16 protein-coding genes are annotated in these 15,481 nt (G+C 68.1%); 7 read left to right on the top strand and 9 right to left on the bottom strand.

Going from position 1 to position 15,481, the window contains the following annotated elements:
• Window positions 1–204: 204 nt before the first annotated feature.
• The gene (locus P8A20_RS17955) at window positions 205–1,590 is read left to right on the top strand and encodes a serine hydrolase domain-containing protein (RefSeq protein WP_306105165.1); all 1,386 of its coding nucleotides are present in this window, start codon (window positions 205–207) and stop codon (window positions 1,588–1,590) included.
• Between the two features lie 172 nt (window positions 1,591–1,762).
• On the opposite strand, the gene P8A20_RS17950 is transcribed toward P8A20_RS17955, so the two are convergent.
• From P8A20_RS17950 to P8A20_RS17940, 3 genes are read right to left on the bottom strand one after another with little or no spacing between them, the layout of a single operon-like run.
• The gene (locus P8A20_RS17950) at window positions 1,763–2,926 is read right to left on the bottom strand and encodes a winged helix DNA-binding domain-containing protein (RefSeq protein WP_306103859.1); all 1,164 of its coding nucleotides are present in this window, start codon (window positions 2,924–2,926) and stop codon (window positions 1,763–1,765) included.
• Window positions 2,927–2,968: 42 nt separating this feature from the next.
• Window positions 2,969–3,421 carry a GNAT family N-acetyltransferase gene (locus P8A20_RS17945; protein WP_147958552.1) on the bottom strand — a complete coding sequence of 151 codons (453 nt, stop codon included), beginning with the start codon at window positions 3,419–3,421 and terminating at the stop codon, window positions 2,969–2,971.
• A gap of 28 nt (window positions 3,422–3,449) precedes the next feature.
• Complete coding sequence (locus tag P8A20_RS17940) at window positions 3,450–3,908, bottom strand: MarR family winged helix-turn-helix transcriptional regulator (RefSeq protein ID WP_147958551.1); 459 nt, start codon at window positions 3,906–3,908, stop codon at window positions 3,450–3,452.
• Window positions 3,909–4,046: 138 nt separating this feature from the next.
• On the opposite strand from P8A20_RS17940, the gene P8A20_RS17935 reads away from it, so the two are divergent.
• Window positions 4,047–5,288, top strand: a complete 1,242-nt coding sequence (locus P8A20_RS17935) for an MFS transporter (RefSeq protein WP_306103858.1) — start codon at window positions 4,047–4,049, stop codon at window positions 5,286–5,288.
• 178 nt (window positions 5,289–5,466) lie between these two features.
• On the opposite strand, the gene P8A20_RS17930 is transcribed toward P8A20_RS17935, so the two are convergent.
• The 4 genes from P8A20_RS17930 to P8A20_RS17915 form a co-directional block, all read right to left on the bottom strand.
• The gene (locus P8A20_RS17930) at window positions 5,467–5,946 is read right to left on the bottom strand and encodes an NUDIX domain-containing protein (protein ID WP_147958549.1); all 480 of its coding nucleotides are present in this window, start codon (window positions 5,944–5,946) and stop codon (window positions 5,467–5,469) included.
• 52 nt (window positions 5,947–5,998) lie between these two features.
• On the bottom strand, window positions 5,999–6,895 hold the full coding sequence (locus P8A20_RS17925) for a LysR family transcriptional regulator (protein ID WP_147958548.1): 897 nt from the start codon (window positions 6,893–6,895) through the stop codon (window positions 5,999–6,001).
• A gap of 272 nt (window positions 6,896–7,167) precedes the next feature.
• Complete coding sequence (locus tag P8A20_RS17920) at window positions 7,168–8,292, bottom strand: cystathionine gamma-lyase (protein ID WP_147958547.1); 1,125 nt, start codon at window positions 8,290–8,292, stop codon at window positions 7,168–7,170.
• Window positions 8,293–8,357: 65 nt separating this feature from the next.
• Window positions 8,358–8,735, bottom strand: a complete 378-nt coding sequence (locus P8A20_RS17915; protein ID WP_147958546.1) for a phage holin family protein — start codon at window positions 8,733–8,735, stop codon at window positions 8,358–8,360.
• Between the two features lie 78 nt (window positions 8,736–8,813).
• Here P8A20_RS17915 and P8A20_RS17910 point away from each other — a divergent pair, with 78 nt between their 5' ends.
• The 4 genes from P8A20_RS17910 to P8A20_RS17895 all read left to right on the top strand — a co-directional run bounded on the left by P8A20_RS17910 (window position 8,814) and on the right by P8A20_RS17895 (window position 11,098).
• Entirely contained in the window at window positions 8,814–9,131 is a 318-nt protein-coding gene (locus tag P8A20_RS17910; RefSeq protein ID WP_099173235.1) for a cupin domain-containing protein, read from the top strand.
• Between the two features lie 156 nt (window positions 9,132–9,287).
• Complete coding sequence (locus tag P8A20_RS17905) at window positions 9,288–9,503, top strand: DUF5326 family protein (protein ID WP_147958545.1); 216 nt, start codon at window positions 9,288–9,290, stop codon at window positions 9,501–9,503.
• A 288-nt stretch (window positions 9,504–9,791) separates the two neighbouring features.
• Entirely contained in the window at window positions 9,792–10,559 is a 768-nt protein-coding gene (locus tag P8A20_RS17900; RefSeq protein ID WP_187282094.1) for an IclR family transcriptional regulator, read from the top strand.
• Window positions 10,560–10,660: 101 nt separating this feature from the next.
• Window positions 10,661–11,098, top strand: a complete 438-nt coding sequence (locus tag P8A20_RS17895; protein WP_030123081.1) for an SsgA family sporulation/cell division regulator — start codon at window positions 10,661–10,663, stop codon at window positions 11,096–11,098.
• A gap of 63 nt (window positions 11,099–11,161) precedes the next feature.
• Here P8A20_RS17895 and P8A20_RS17890 read toward each other — a convergent pair whose 3' ends face one another.
• Window positions 11,162–12,517, bottom strand: coding sequence for a YibE/F family protein (locus tag P8A20_RS17890; protein ID WP_147958544.1), 1,356 nt, complete (start codon window positions 12,515–12,517; stop codon window positions 11,162–11,164).
• 197 nt (window positions 12,518–12,714) lie between these two features.
• Here P8A20_RS17890 and thiC point away from each other — a divergent pair, with 197 nt between their 5' ends.
• Window positions 12,715–14,553 (top strand): phosphomethylpyrimidine synthase ThiC, encoded by a 1,839-nt coding sequence (gene thiC, locus P8A20_RS17885; RefSeq protein ID WP_306103857.1) that lies wholly within the window; start codon window positions 12,715–12,717, stop codon window positions 14,551–14,553.
• Between the two features lie 58 nt (window positions 14,554–14,611).
• Here thiC and P8A20_RS17880 read toward each other — a convergent pair whose 3' ends face one another.
• Window positions 14,612–15,436: a hypothetical protein gene (locus tag P8A20_RS17880; protein ID WP_306103856.1), complete on the bottom strand. Its 825-nt coding sequence runs from the start codon at window positions 15,434–15,436 to the stop codon at window positions 14,612–14,614.
• Window positions 15,437–15,481 lie beyond the last annotated feature (45 nt).

Here is a 15,481-nt window from a genome sequence, read left to right as displayed (position 1 = left end):
GCCATCGGCCTACCGCACCCGCTTGAGGGATGTCACGAAGCCGGGCTGTTCCGACAAGGCCCGCGGCGCCGGGTCGGGTCGGTCCGGGCCGGCAGGCAGCACCGGCGGGTGAGCGTGAGAGGCAGCGGGCGTACACGGTGACGCCGGGGGCCGCCGGGCGTGAAACCGGTCGTCAGGTCATGGCCGAGCAGGTCATCCTTGGGCATGACCACTTCCGAAGTTCTGCTCCCCAGCACCCGGCGCGCTCTGCTCCATCGTGTCGCCACGGCGCAATCCGAAGGCCGGGCCCCCTCCCTTGTTGCCGCGGTGCGACGGGACGGAGAGATCGCGTGGAGTGGTGCGCGCAGTTGTGTGGACGGCCATGAACCCGATGGGGAAACACAGTTCAGGATCGGCTCCATCACCAAGACGTTCACCGCGGTGTTGGTGATGCGCCTGCGCGACGAAGGTCTGCTGGATCTGGACGATCCCCTCGAGAAACACCTCCCGAACACGGACAAGGGCGTCGGGCAGGTGACCGTCTTTCAGCTGCTCGGTCACAGCGGCGGCCTGGGGGCCGAGACGCCTGCCCCCTGGTGGGAAAGGACGCCGGGCACCACACGTCCGGAACTGGCGGATGTGCTTGGAGATGAGCCCCTGATCCACCCGTCCGGTCACGGACACCATTACTCGAACCCGGGTTACACCCTGCTCGGCTCGCTGGTCGAGGCACTGCGGGGCGAATCCTGGGCGGACGTGCTGCGCCGCGAGATCCTGGAGCCTCTCGGGATGGACCGTACGACCCAGCAGGCCCGGGCTCCGCATGCCCGAGGCTGGGCCGTTCATCCCTGGGCCGACGTCATGCTGCCTGAGCCGGCGGAGGACCTCGGGCTGATGGCACCGGCCGGTCAGCTCTGGTCGACCACCACCGATCTGCTGCGCTTCGCGGCTTTCCTCGCGCAGGGAGATGAGCGGGTGCTGTGTGCCTCCTCGGTAGCGGAGATGCGTGTCCCAGCTGCCCCGCACGAGACGGGTGACTGGGCTGGAGCGTACGGCCTCGGTCTGCAGGTTCTGCGGCGTGGAAGCCGCACGCTCTTCGGGCACTCCGGATCGTTGCCCGGTTTCCTGGCGACACTGTTGTTCAGCGTCGAGGACGATGTGGCTGCCGTCGTGCTCTCGAACGCGACCTCCGGCCCCTTGACCGGAACGGTCGCCGGAGACCTCATTCAGATCGTCGCTGATGCGGAACCGAGGATGCCGGAACCCTGGCGACCTCTGCCTGAGGTCGACGAAGAGCTGTTGGCATTGACCGGGCCCTGGTACTGGGGTACCCAGGTTCACGCCCTGAAGCTGCTTGTAGACGGGGGCCTCGAGCTCCAGCCGCTGCGAGGCATCGGTCGTGCTGCACGCTTCCGAGCACGCCCTGACGGTACGTGGGTGGGGCTCAACGGCTACTACGCGGGGGAGACGCTCCAAGTGGTGCGTGCCGATGACGGCACGGTCGACCATCTGGACCTGGGATCGTTCGTCTTCACCCGGGAGCCGTATGAGCGGACCGCGGCCATCCCTGGTGGTGTGAACGCGGACGGCTGGCGAGGGCTCAACCTCTGAGGGGCTCCCGAAGAGCCCCCGAAAAGCGCTCCGAAGCGCACGACGAGCGCACGAGGAGAGCGTGATCAAGAGCGAGACCAGGGCGAGACCCGGCGTTTCACGTGAAACACGGAACGCCTGGTCGACCTCTTCCGTGGAGCAACAGGTCATCAGCTCGCGAGTTGGCGAAGAATCAGGCTGTCAGTTCGCGTTCCAGAGGCGTGCGGAAGCGTGGAGTGATCCGGGCGTCACCCATCCACGCCGACATCCGCGATGCTTCGGACCCGATGAGATCCGAGGCTTCCTTGCCCACGTCGGACAGCAGGCGCCACACCAGTTCACCGTTGGTGCTCTGAGCCCAGCCACCCACGATCCCACCGTTCCACCACACCGTGGGGCCGATGTTTCCCGAGCGGTCGAACAGGGCGGCACGGTGATTCGAGGGCAGCTGGAATGTGCGATCGGCCCAGCCCATCGCACTGGGGTCGAGGGCGGGCAGCAGAGCCGCCCAGGGCTCAGGGGGAGGCTCCACGGCGAGATCCCCCGGGACGACCCAGCCGACGGCCCCGCTGTCGAGCAGTACTTCCTCCGGGGCGATCGCCGCCAAGGCGTCGCGCGTCTCGCGGACACCCCAGCCGGTCCACCATTTGAGATCCCCTTCGGTCGCGGGACCGTATGAACGGAGCCAGCGCCGGGCCACTTCCACCCGGGCCTGTGCAGGATCCGATGCGGGCCACGGTTCCGCAGCCGTCCAGCGGAACTGGCTGGAGGTCCAGGAGCCGCGTGGCAGGTCCCTTCGGATACGGCCATCTGCGGCCAGCACCCGAATCACCCGGGAGGCAACGCCTTGCACCGTCTCCTGCTTCGTTCCGGGGAAGACCGTGATCTTGGTGCGCAGTGCCGGTACGGCTGCTGAAAGCTCGCTCCCAGTCGCGCGACCGCGCGGGGCCAGAGCGGCGATCGTCTGCTGCTCGACATCGGCGAGCCACCGCTCGTCCAGCCCGTTGCCGTCTTCCCGCAGTTGCTTGAGGAGCCTCTGGCGCTCTTTGGCTGCCACGCGCCGCGCATTCGACGTATCGACGGCAGGTGCGACGGCCCTGGACATGGTGAACAAGGTGTTCCGCATGGAGAGGAGCCGCACCAGTGAGACGTCCTCGTAGAGCGCTCGCTCCACCGCGCCCACGTCGGGGGCAGTGAGCCGTGCACAGGCGGAGAGGAAGACCGTCGCGGCATCGGTCGCGTGCAGCGCGACGACGGCGTCAGCCACCGCGACGACGGAGGTGGCCCGGTCGGAGGGGACGAGCAGATGCCGCCGGCCGAGCCTGATCCGGCGCTGCTCGTCATCGATGTGGTACACGCGATACCTCCCGAGGTGCCTAACTGCCCGGAGATCCCTGGCTCAGAGGGCGAGTTTGAACCCGACATGGCTTGCGGTGAAACCGAGCCGCTCGTAGAAACGGTGGGCGTCGGTACGCGTGTTGTCCGACGTCAGCTGCACCAGCTGGCAACCCTGGCGGCGGGATTCGTCGACTGCCCACTGGATCAGCTGGGTGCCGAGCCCACTGCCTCGCTCTTCGGCATGGACTCGGACGCCTTCGATGACCGAGCGCGTCGCGCCGCGTCGGGACAGACCGGGAATGACGGTGAGCTGAAGGGTTCCCACGACCTGGTCCTCGCGCACGGCCACGACCAGATGCTGATTCGGGTCGTCGCACATCCGTCGGAAAGCGGATCGGTAGGGGACGAGGTCGTCCGGTGACTCGCGCTGCGCGCCCAGCGGGTCGTCGGCCAGCATGGCCACGACGGCGGGGATGTCAGCGAGTGCTGCGGGACGTATGTCGAGATCGCTCATGATCGGCAGACTACGCAAACCCGCTGCCTCAGGCGGGGATCTTCAGCGCCTCGACGGTCCGGACCAGGGGAGCGAGCTCCGGGTTCTCGGCAGCTTCGTCGAGGGCTGCGCGGAGTGCGACGTCATTGGTCGGCCTGGCCTCGCTCAGCAGCGTGAGGCCCGCTTCTGTGACGTCCGTGTAGATACCCCGCCGATCCGTGTCGCACAGGTACCGGGTGAGCAGCCCCCGGTCCTCGAGCCGGGTGACCAGCCGGGTGGTGGCGCTCTGGCTGAGCACCACGGCGTCCGCCACCTGCTTCATCTGCAGGTGTCCGCCCGTCCCGCTGTGCTGGCGGCTCAGGACATCGAGCAGGGAGAACTCTCGCGCGCTGAGGTTGTGGCGGGACTGAAGGGCCCGCTCGATGCGGGCTTCGATCTTCCCGTGGAGCAGTGAGAGGGCGCACCAGCTCTGCGCGAGGGACGTCAGTGCGGGATCTGTCGCGGTCACGGTCTCTCCTCCGTACGGGAGCTGTTTTCCTCCAGGATAGGGCACGGATGCAATAGCCCGCGCTTGCAATTAACAGGCGTCTGCAATTATTGTGGGCGCTCGTAAGGGGCAGACACAATCTTTAGGGAAGTGACATCCATGCCGCTCGCGCTCCTCGCCCTCGCCATAGGGGCATTCGGTATCGGCACCACCGAGTTCGTGATCATGGGGTTGCTTCCCGATGTCGCGGCTGACTTCCAGGTCTCGATCCCGACTGCCGGCTTCCTCGTCACCGGCTACGCCTTGGGTGTGGTCCTCGGTGCTCCCCTGATGACCTTCCTTGGCACCCGCGTGACCCGGAAGCGCATGCTGATGCTCCTGATGGGGCTCTTCATCGTGGGGAACGTGGTCTCCGCACTCGCCCCCGTCTTCGGCGTGATGCTTGCCGGGCGGGTGATCGCCTCACTCGCTCATGGGGCCTTCTTCGGTATCGGATCGGTCGTTGCTGCGGATCTGGTCGCCCCGGAGAAGAAGGCCGGCGCCATCGCCATGATGTTCACCGGACTCACCGTCGCCAACGTCGTCGGAGTCCCGCTGGGTACCTTCATCGGCCAGAATCTCGGCTGGCGCGTGACGTTCTTCGTTGTCGCAGGACTCGGAGTCCTGGGTCTCCTCGGTGTGGCGAAGCTGGTGCCGGAACAGCCGAAACCTCAGGGAGTGCGGATCAGCCACGAGCTGGCTGCGTTCCGCAACGTCCAGGTGCTGCTTGCCATGGCGATGACGGTGCTGGGCTTCGGCGGTGTCTTCGCGGCGATCACCTACATCACGCCGATGATGACGGACACCGCCGGCTTCGCCACGTCATCCGTCACCTGGCTCCTGGTCCTCTTCGGCCTGGGCATGGTCGGCGGGAATCTGCTCGGCGGAAAGTTCGCCGATCGCCACCTGATGCCGATGCTGTACGTGTCGCTCGGCGCGCTCGCCACGGTCCTGGCCCTGTTCACCTTGACCGCGCACAACAAGATCGCGGCAGCCGTGACCATCGTTCTCATCGGGGCGCTCGGCTTCGCGACCGTGCCACCGCTCCAGAAGCGTGTTCTCGACCAGGCGGCCGGCGCGCCCACCCTGGCCTCGGCCGTCAACATCGGTGCCTTCAACCTCGGGAACGCCCTCTCGGCGTGGCTCGGCGGCATCGTGATCGCGGCCGGGTTCGGATACACCGCGCCCAACTGGGTCGGTGCCGCACTCGCTGCATCGGCGCTGCTGCTGGCCGTGGTCTCCGGTTCGATCGAGCGCCGTACGGTCGCCGGCGGTCAGGCTGCGGCACACGCTCCCGGGCCGGCCGCAGACGCCGGCCTCGGCGAGTCCGGCGCCACGGCTTCGGTGCCGATATCGCAGTGATGGAGAGGCGAGTCGAAGCGGGGTTTCACGTGAAACCCCCGCTCCGGGTTTCACGTGAAACGCGGTGCCAAGACCGAATCGGGCGGTCATCCGGCGTCGGGCGTGGTGACGGCTCCCGGCCGGGGTGTGCGACCGACAGTCATGCCTGCCAGTCGTACACCTCCTCCTGGACCGGGCCTCAGCCCAGATCGGGGGCGTGCAGAGCCCGTACGCCCTCGATGTTGGCGTCCAGATAGTGCCGAAGCGACAGGGGTACGAGGTGTACGGCTGCGATTCCTACGCGGCTGAAGGGCACGCGGACGACCTCGTACTCCCCGCAGGGTTCGTCGATTTCCGGACCGTGTCGACGCGACAGATCCATCGATGCCAGTCGGCAGACGAAGAAGTGCTGCACTTTCACGCCTTTGACGCCGCCGCCGGCGATGTGCTCGACGGTGTCGACGAAGCAGGGCACCACGTCGACGACCTTGGCGCCGAGCTCCTCGTCGACCTCGCGGTGCAAGGCCTCGACGACGGTGGCGTCCTCCGGCTCCACGCCACCACCCGGCGTGATCCAGTACGGGTCGACACCTGGCTTGGTGCGCTTGATCAGGATGAGGTCATCGCCGTCGAGCAGAACGACGCGAGCTGTGCGCTTGACCACGGGGCGTTCGGTCATGGCAAGAGCGTGGCCCAGGAAACCCGATCTGAAACGCCTGCCGGCCGACCGGTCACCAGTCCACGGCAGCACGCACCAGCAACTCGTGCGCCCGCGCAATGTGCGGGAGACCGAGTGTGCCGGTTCTTGCGATGAGGAAGTACGTGCGCAGCGGCGGTACCGGAGGGTCGAGCAGCGCCACGACCTCACCCCGCTCCAGCGCGTCCTCGCAGAGATAGCGCGGTAACACCGCGAGGCCTGCGCCCGCTGCCGCGCACTCCAGAACCGCCCGGAGATCCGGTGCGATCACAGCGGCGGAAGCGGCAGGGCGGCTGTCGAAGACCGTCGCCCAGTAGCGGGAGATCAGCGGAAGGCTCTCGTGCACCTCGACCACCGGAAGCTGTTCCAGAAGCACGGAGCCCTTGTGCCGCAGCACACCGGGCCCCAGGCGCCCCGCCCAGCGCGGCGCGGCGACCAGGACGTGTTCCTCGTCGCAGAGCGTGGTCGATGTCATCGGTCCACCCCGCGGTCGGGCCGTCGTGATGGCCAGATCATGGTGTCCGGCTGCCAGCCCTTCCCACATGTCCTCGGCGCTCGTGACGAAAGTGCTGCGCAGTGCGAGCCCTTGGGAGATCAGCGGTGTGAGGGCCGGCAGTGCCCGGACGGAGGTGAACTCGGGCGGGCCCGCCAGGTGCAGGGTGCGCGTCCCCGACTCCTCGTCGAGCCCGGCCTCGACGATGTCGACCAGTGCGTCCAGGTGAGGGGCGGCCCGGTGGGCGAGCTCGTCGCCGACGGTGGTCGGGGTGACCCCGCGGGCTCTGCGCAGGAAGAGCGGGCGGCCCAGTTGCCGTTCCAGGGCGCGTATCTGCGAGGTGACCGCGGGCTGTGAGAGCCCGAGCAGGGCGGCGGCCCGAGTGAATGATCCGGCCCTGTGCACCGTGACGAACGTGCGCAGCAGGGACAGGTCCACGGTCCGCCCTCTCCGCCTCGGCTGACGCTGCGTCGGACCGCACCGTCCCTTACGACCGCCTCAACTATAAATATGTCGATAGCTGGCTGTCGTTACTGTGATTGGACACTGACGCACAGTCAACTAGCCTTGTCCAGGCGGTTCTCGGCGCAGGAACCGGGGCGGTCCGAGCCACGAGGGGGAGGCTCGGACCGCTCGTCCCGAGCGGGGCCGGTCCGGTGGACGGGGACGCCTGTCCCGGACCGGCCCTGCCGGGTCCGTATGCGGACGGTTCAGCGCACCGACGCGTCCAGCGCCCGTTCCACGTCCGCCAGCAGGTCCTCGGGATCCTCGGCGCCCACCGAGAACCGGATGAAGCCCGCCGGTACCGCGTCACCGCCCCAGCGCGCCCGTCGCTCGGCGGTGGAACGTACGCCGCCGAAGCTCGTCGCGTCGTCCACCAGCCGCAGAGCGCCCAGGAAGCGCTCTGCGGTCCGCTCGTCCGCCAGCTCGAACGAGACCACCGAGCCGAAGCGCCGCATCTGTCGCACGGCGATCGGGTACGAGGGGTCGGTGGGCAACCCCGGATAGCGGAGTCCCGTCACGTCCGTGCGCTCGGCCAAGGCCTCGGCCAGGGCCAGAGCCGTCGAGCACTGACGGTCGATCCGCAGCTGCAGAGTCGCCAGCGAGCGGTGTGCGAGCCAGGCCTCCATGGGGCCGGGAATCGCGCCGACCACCTTGCGCCAGCGCCGTACCCCGGCCGAGAGCCGTGGGTCCAGGCAGCTCACATGACCCAGAAGGATGTCCCCGTGCCCGGTCAGCCCCTTGGTGTCACTGGCCACCGAGAAGTCGGCGCCAAGCTCGAGGGGGCGCTGGCCGAGAGAAGTGGCCAGGGTGTTGTCGACCGCGACCAGAGCGCCTGCGGCGTGCGCGGCCTCGACGAGCCTGCGCACATCACAGACGTCGAGCCCGGGGTTGGAGGGGGTCTCGATCCAGAGGAGCTTGGCTCCCTCCAGGAGCCCCGACTGGGCGTCGCCGCCGGTCGGCGCGGTGCGGACCTCGACGCCGTACGCCTCCAGCTGCTCGCGCACCAGGGGCAGCGCCTGGTACCCGTCGTTCGGCAGGACCACGACGTCGCCGGTGCGCGCCTGGGACAGGAGCACTGCGGAGACGGCCGCCATACCGGAGGCGAAGACCGTCGTCTCCACCTCCTCCCCCGGGGCCTCCAGCTCGCCGATGGCCCGCTCCAGGTGGGTCCAGGTCGGATTCGTCTCCCGGCCGTAGGTGTAAGGACCGACGGGCTCGCCGGACAGATGGAAGTGGGCGGCGAAGACCGGCCCGGGGAGAGTGGGCTCGTACTGTTCCGGTTCGGGCAGGCCCGCTCGTACGGCCCGTGTCCCGTCACCCATGGTGCTCATTCCCATTACCTCGTCTCTCCCCGGTGCTCACCGGTCCGCTCCGCACTGTGTCATCAGGGGACGTGTCAGTCCTCGTCGGGGAGCACCACGTTGAGCGCCCAGGAAACGACCGAGATGATCAGGCCGCCCAGGACCGCGGTCCAGAAGCCGTCGACGTGGAAGTTCAGACTGACGACTCCGGCGAGCCAGGAGGTCAGCATCAGCATCAGCGCGTTGACCACGAGGGTGATCAGCCCGAGCGTCAGGATGAACAGAGGCAGGGTGAGCAGCTTCACAACCGGCTTGACGACGAAGTTCACCAAGCCGAAGAGCAGCGCCACCAGTATCAGGGTGAGGGTCTTGCGTCCGGTGTTGTCCCCGGTCAGCGTGATGTCCTGGAGCAGCCAGATGGCCACGGCCAGTGCACCCGCGTTGGCGATCGTCTTGACTACGAAATTCTTCATGTGTCTGATCGTGGCAGACATGATCGGTGGCTGACACCGGCTGGGTGTACGAGCACAGGCGCGAGGGGCGGACGGACGATGAAGGCATTCAGACTGGACGAGCTGGAGGCGGAACGCGCCGCCAACGACGGCGCCTATCTGCAGTTCGTCCGGGAACGCAACATGTCAGTCGGTCTGTACGCCCTGGACGCCGGCGCGCTCGACCCCCAGCAACCGCATCAGCAGGACGAGGTGTACTTCGTCGTCAGCGGCAGGGCCTCGATCACGGTCGGCACGGAGACCACCCAGGTGGGGCGGGGGAGCGTCGTGTACGTACCTGCCGGGGCCGCCCACAAGTTCCACCACATCACCGAGGACCTCCGGGTGATGGTGGTCTTCTCCCCGCCGGAGGGCTGAGCGGTCGGTCTCCGGGGCTTCCTCCGGGTAACACGGTCCGGGATCTTGACGTTCCCTAGGGGATCGCTCAGGGGACTTCAAGGGATCCCGGCCCCCACAGGCCACCCCCGCGCCTCTAGCATCGGAGCAGGAACTCACGGAGACGAGGTAACGGTGATGGCGGTGCGGGAGATTTTCGCGGGGATGCCCTGGTGGGTGAAGTGGATCGCGGTGCCTCTCATCGTGATCGTCGTGTTCGGTGGTCTGATCGCCAGTGTGGTCGGCTTCGTCATCGGGCTGCTGTTCAAGGTGCTGGTGTTCGTCGTCCTCGTGGGTGGCCTGATCTTTGTCGTCCGGAAGTTCATGTCCTCGTCCGAGCGCGGAGGCTGGTAGGAGGACGGCGCGGGCACGGTGGTCACAGCGTGTACGCGTAGCGGGTGACGGGTCACATATTCGGCGGTTAGCCCAGCTGAGCTAAGTCCAGGACGAAACCTCACTCGTGACTGAACGTGCGGATACAGTGACGTACCGCTGCCGCCAGCTGGGAAATGACGGTCCGTCACCATCCTGCCCAGTGGTTCGTGCGACCGTCCGGTCTCCGGACCCCAGGCTCGCGGCGGGCCCGTGGGGGCGGCCCCCGCGGGAGGGCTGAGAGCCCGTCACCATGCCTGGGGGTGACCTGTGACCACGGCATCGAGTGCCGCTGTCCCGACGTTGATCGGTTCGGTTCAGCGGGCGCTGAGACTTATGGAGGCTGTGGGCACCCATCGGGACGGGGCGCCGGCGAAGCAGCTTGCCCGGGAGGCCGGGCTTCCCCTCCCCACCGCCTACCACCTGCTGCGAACCCTGACCCATGAGGGATATCTCCGCAGGGAGAACGGCGTCTTCCTGTTCGGGGCCGCGGCCGAGCGGCTCGGCGGGGGCCCGGCCACTCCGCGTCCCGGAGTGATCGTCGACTCCCTCGCGCACTGGGCGCACGTCATCGGCGCCCCCGTGTACTGCGCCCTTTACAAGGACGGCGAGATCGAGATGGTCGCCGTTGCCGACACTCCCGCCGCACCCGCGGTGCATGAGTGGGCCTCGTTCCGGGAGACGGGCCATGCCCACGCCCTCGGTCAGTGTCTTCTCGGGCAGCTCGACGAGCGTGCGCGCGAGGACCACCTGGACCGGCACCCCGTGCGGCCGCTGACGCGTTACTCCGTAAGGGATCGTCAGGCGCTGCTGGGTCGGCTGAGATCGATGAAACGTACGGAACCTGTCGTCGAACGGCAGGAGTACGCCATGGGGACGGTCTGTGCGGCCATTCCGATCACTGTCGGTTCCGCCGTCGCGGCCATGGCTGTTTCTCTCCCCTTGGGCCAAGAAGAACGGTTGCTCCCCGCAGTCGAACAACTACGCTGTGAAGTGACCACCCTCTTGCGCTCGTTCGTGTTCTCTATCAGTATCTGAAAAATCACTCCTTGTGATCTGCTATCGCGTGCACCACGATGGCGTCAATAGGGCCATGGGGGATCATTCCTGGCCAGTTTCATCTACTGCGGGGTTGAACGATGCGCGAGTCGGTTCAAGCAGAGGTCATGATGAGCTTCCTCGTCTCCGAGGAGCTCTCCTTCCGTATTCCGGTGGAGCTCCGGTACGAGGTCAGCGATCCGTATGCGATCCGGATGACCTTCCACCTGCCAGGTGACGCCCCCGTCACCTGGGCATTCGGCCGCGAGCTGCTGCTCGACGGTCTCAACAGCCCCAGTGGCGACGGCGATGTGCACATCGGCCCGATCGAGCCCGAAGGGCTGTCGGACGTGCACATCCGCCTTCAGGTCGGCGCGGACAGGGCGCTCTTCAGGGCCGGCACGGCACCTCTTGTGGCCTTTCTCGATCGGACGGACAAGCTGGTTCCACTCGGGCAGGAGCACACGCTGGGTGACTTCGACGGCAATCTGGAAGAGGCACTGGGCCGCATCCTCGCCAAGGAGCAGAACGCCGGCTGAACAGGATCATCCGGCTGAACACCGAGCGCCGGCGACCCGGGTCCATGCGTCCGGTGTCCCGGCTCATGCCTTGCGGCGTCGGCCCCTCCCGGTCCGTGCGGGTGCAGGAGCTCCGGCTTCCGCGCCGAGCCCCGTGCGGTCCGCGGAGACCACCAGGGCCGCGAGCACCGTCGTCACCGGCACCGAGGCGACCAGGCCGATCGATCCGACCAGCGTCCGCACGATCTCCTCCGCGACCAGTTCGCTGTTGGCCACGGTGCCCACGCTGCTCTGCGCGATCGAGAAGAGCAGCAGCAGCGGAAGCGCCGCGCCCGCGTAGGCGAGCACGAGCGTGTTGACGACCGAGGCGATGTGGTCGCGCCCGATCCGGATGCCCGCGCGGTAGAGCCGGCGCACGCCCATCGTCGGGTCGGCCTGGTGCAGTTCCCAGACCGCCGACGTCTGGGTGACAGTCACGTCGTCGAGGACGCCGAGCGAGCCGATGATCACACCGGCCAGCAGCAGGCCGCTCATGTCGATGTCCGGGTACAGCCCGTGGATGAGCCCCGTGTTGTCGTCGGTGTTCCCGGACAGGCTGGCCCAGCCGATGAAGAGCGAGCCCAGCAGCCCGATCAGCAGCAGCGAGATGAGCGTGCCGATGACGGCCACGGAGGTGCGGGCCGTCAGTCCGTGGCAGGTGTAGAGGGCGATCAGCATGATCGCACTGGCCCCGATCACCGCCACGACCAGTGGATTCGATCCCTGGAGGATCGCCGGCAGGATGAACAGGGTCAGCACGGCGAAGGACACGGCCAGTGCGATCAGCGCCATGAGCCCGCGCAGCCTGCCCACGACGACCACCGCGAGGGCGAAGATCCCGGCGAGCAGCGCCATCGGAACACTGCGGTCCACATCGGTGACCGAGTACTGCAGATCCCGGGGCGCGTCGGGTGCGTACGCCACGACCACACCCTGGCCCTCGCGCAGTTGACGCGGGGCGTCGGGCTGGATGACCTCGACGAACGTACGGCCCTTGTCCTTACCGGTCGTCACTTCGACCGTGGCCTTCTTGCACTGCCCCGACTGCTCGTTGACGGCCTCCCGTCCCGACGGCGTCGAGGTGTCGCCGGTCGGCGGTACCTGCGAGGCGTTGACGTCGGCGCAGTCGACCGACACGACCTTCGTCACCCTCCCGTCCTGGGTCTGCCGGTCGAACCCGACACCGGTGCGTTCATGGGCGGGGGCACCGCCGGGCCAGAACGCCACGAGGCCCACCAGCACGGCGGTCGCGAAGGGGATCACCACGGCCGCGATGACTTTGCGCAGGTGCTTGGAGACGGGTGCGGCCGGGCCGTGGTTGTGGCTGTGGGCGTGCACGTGGCTCTGCGTGCTGCCTGTCGCGTGGCCGGGGGATTCAGGGGCGCTTCCGGGGGACGTCACCCGGCGATCATCCCAAGAACCGGGGAGGCCCTCTGGTCAGCACGCCAGAAAGGAGGCTAGCGTGGAGCCACATCTGTACACGCGGGAGCTCGGAGCACCGGGCTGAGAGGGCGCTGACCTCCGTATATCCATACGGGACACGCTGCGTCGACCGCCGAACCTGTTACCGGGTAATGCCGGCGTAGGGAGTAGGTCTCATGACCACAGCGGACGCACGCACGCCTGCCTCGATGCGGAATGCGCGGAATGCGCAGATCCCGACGGACGACGTGGACCCGGCGGACAGCGCCGGCACGGAGAACGACGAGGCCGGGAAGTCCATCGGCTGGCACAAGGGTTACGTCCAGGGCTCACGCCCGGATCTCCGGGTGCCGGTCCGGCAGGTGCATCTCACCAACGGCAACGACGTGACGCTGTACGACACGTCCGGGCCGTACACCGACCCCGGCGTCGACACCGATGTGCGCCGGGGCCTCGCCCCGCTCCGGGAGAACTGGATCATCGCCCGCGGAGACACCGAGGAATACGCGGGCAGGCCCACCCGGCCCGAGGACGACGGGCTGAAGCACACCTCACCGCGCGGGGGACTGCGCAACCTCGACGCGGTCTTCCCGGGCCGGCCGAGGCAGCCGCGCCGCAGCCGTGACGGCCGGCCCGTCACCCAGCTCGCGTACGCCCGCCGGGGCGAGATCACCCCGGAGATGGAGTACGTCGCGATCAGGGAGAACGTCGAACCCGAGGTCGTGCGCGAGGAGATCGCCGCGGGCCGGGCGGTTCTGCCGGCCAACGTCAACCACCCCGAGATCGAGCCGATGATCATCGGTAAGCGATTCCTGGTGAAGGTGAACGCCAACATCGGGAACTCCGCGGTCACCTCCTCCATCGAGGAGGAGGTCGACAAGATGACCTGGGCCACCAAGTGGGGTGCCGACACGGTCATGGACCTCTCCACCGGCCGCAACATCCACACCACCCGCGAGTGGGTCCTGCGCAACTCCCCCGTGCCGATCGGCACCGTCCCCCTCTACCAGGCGCTCGAGAAGGTCGACGGCCGGGCCGAGGAACTGACCTGGGAGATCTACAAGGACACGGTCGTCGAGCAGGCGGAGCAGGGCGTCGACTACATGACGGTGCACGCCGGCGTCCGGTTGCCGTACGTCCCGCTGACGGCGCGCCGCAAGACCGGGATCGTCTCGCGCGGCGGGTCCATCATGGCGGCCTGGTGCCTGGCGCATCACAAGGAGTCGTTCCTGTACGAGCACTTCGAGGAGCTCTGCGAGATCCTCGCGGCCTACGACGTGACGTACTCGCTCGGCGACGGACTGCGGCCGGGCTCGATCGCCGACGCGAACGACGAGGCGCAGTTCGCGGAGCTCCGTACGCTCGGTGAGCTCAACACCGTCGCCAAGCGGTTCGGCGTCCAGACGATGATCGAGGGCCCGGGCCATGTCCCGATGCACAAGATCAAGGAGAACATCGACCTTCAGCAGGAGATCTGCGAGGAGGCGCCGTTCTACACGCTGGGCCCCCTCACCACCGATGTGGCCCCCGCGTACGACCACATCACCTCGGGCATCGGTGCGGCGATGATCGCCTGGTGGGGAACGGCGATGCTCTGCTACGTCACGCCCAAGGAACACCTGGGGCTGCCGAACCGTGACGACGTGAAGACCGGCGTCATCACCTACAAGATCGCCGCGCATGCGGCGGACCTGGCCAAGGGGCACCCCGGGGCGCAGGAGTGGGACGACGCACTTTCGGACGCCAGGTTCGAATTCCGCTGGGAGGACCAGTTCAATCTGGCCCTCGATCCCGACACCGCGCGGGAGTTCCACGACGAGACGCTGCCGGCCGAGCCGGCGAAGACGGCGCATTTCTGCTCGATGTGCGGGCCGAAGTTCTGCTCGATGAAGATCTCCCACGACATCCGGCGGGAGCACGGGGACGAACAGGCCGAGATCGAGGCGGGGATGGCCGAGAAGTCCAAGGAGTTCGCGGCGGCCGGCAACAGGGTCTATCTGCCGCTCGCGGACTGACCCCAGGGTCTTCTCCGGTGCGGCGGACCACCCCGACGCCCCCGTCGCACCGGCCGGATCATTCCGGCCGGTGTTCGGGGCCGCCGAAGTCCGGGCTGGTGAAGTCGGGGCTGGTGAAGGTGGGACGGGTGCCGGCCGAGGGGCCGTCTCCAGGCCCGGAGAAGTCCGGTCTGCTGTAACCGATCTTCGGGATGCGGTTGGCCGAGCGGTGCGGCGTCCGTGAGGCGGGGCCTGCGGTCGGGTCGGCCAGCGCGTCCCGGAGGAAGGGCAGGATGCCGCGCTCCAGCAGGGCGTGGCGCCATGCCTCCCGGGCGCGCGCCACGTCTTCCGGCAGTTCCTCCTCCTCGTCCACGGCCGGCAGTGCGTTGGCTCCGTTGCGCAGGGCCGTGACGAGGAGCCCGACCGCGGCGACGAGGATGGCGGCGGCGGCGACAGCGGCGAAGAACCACCCGGCGGCGACCATCGTCCCGGCGAAGGCCGGGGCGGGGTCCAGCGCCTTCAGGGGGTACCCGACCAGCAGGAATATCAGGGCCGCCGTGGCCGCGAGGAGGGGAGCCAGCACGGCGATGACCGCGAGGGTACCCGCGCCTGCCGGAGTGGCCTCGTCCGTGGCCGGTTCGAGGACGGAGGAGCGGGCCTCCGGATCCTCCGGTCCGCGCAACTCGCCGCGGACCTTCACGTAGTGCTGGTACTCGGCGGCGGCGGCCTCGGTGATCAGGGGCGTGGCGTCGAGCACCATCGTGCGCAGCTGTTCCGTGTTGAGACGGTCGCCCACTCCGTCCAGATCGGGCCGTTCGTGAGCATGACGCAGTGCGTCGGCAAGGATCCGCTCGTACTCCGGGCGGTCCTCGGCCAGCAGGTGCGGAGCGCTTTTCATGTGCATCCCCCGATGCTCCGTAGGGCCTGACCGGCCGTGCGGCGGCCGGAT

This window comes from Streptomyces sp. Alt3, assembly GCF_030719215.1.
In the GTDB taxonomy this organism is placed as follows: Bacteria; Actinomycetota; Actinomycetes; order Streptomycetales; family Streptomycetaceae; genus Streptomyces; species Streptomyces glycanivorans.
The sequence above is the reverse complement of the archived record's forward strand: the minus strand, read 5'-3'. Positions and strand labels throughout refer to the sequence as shown.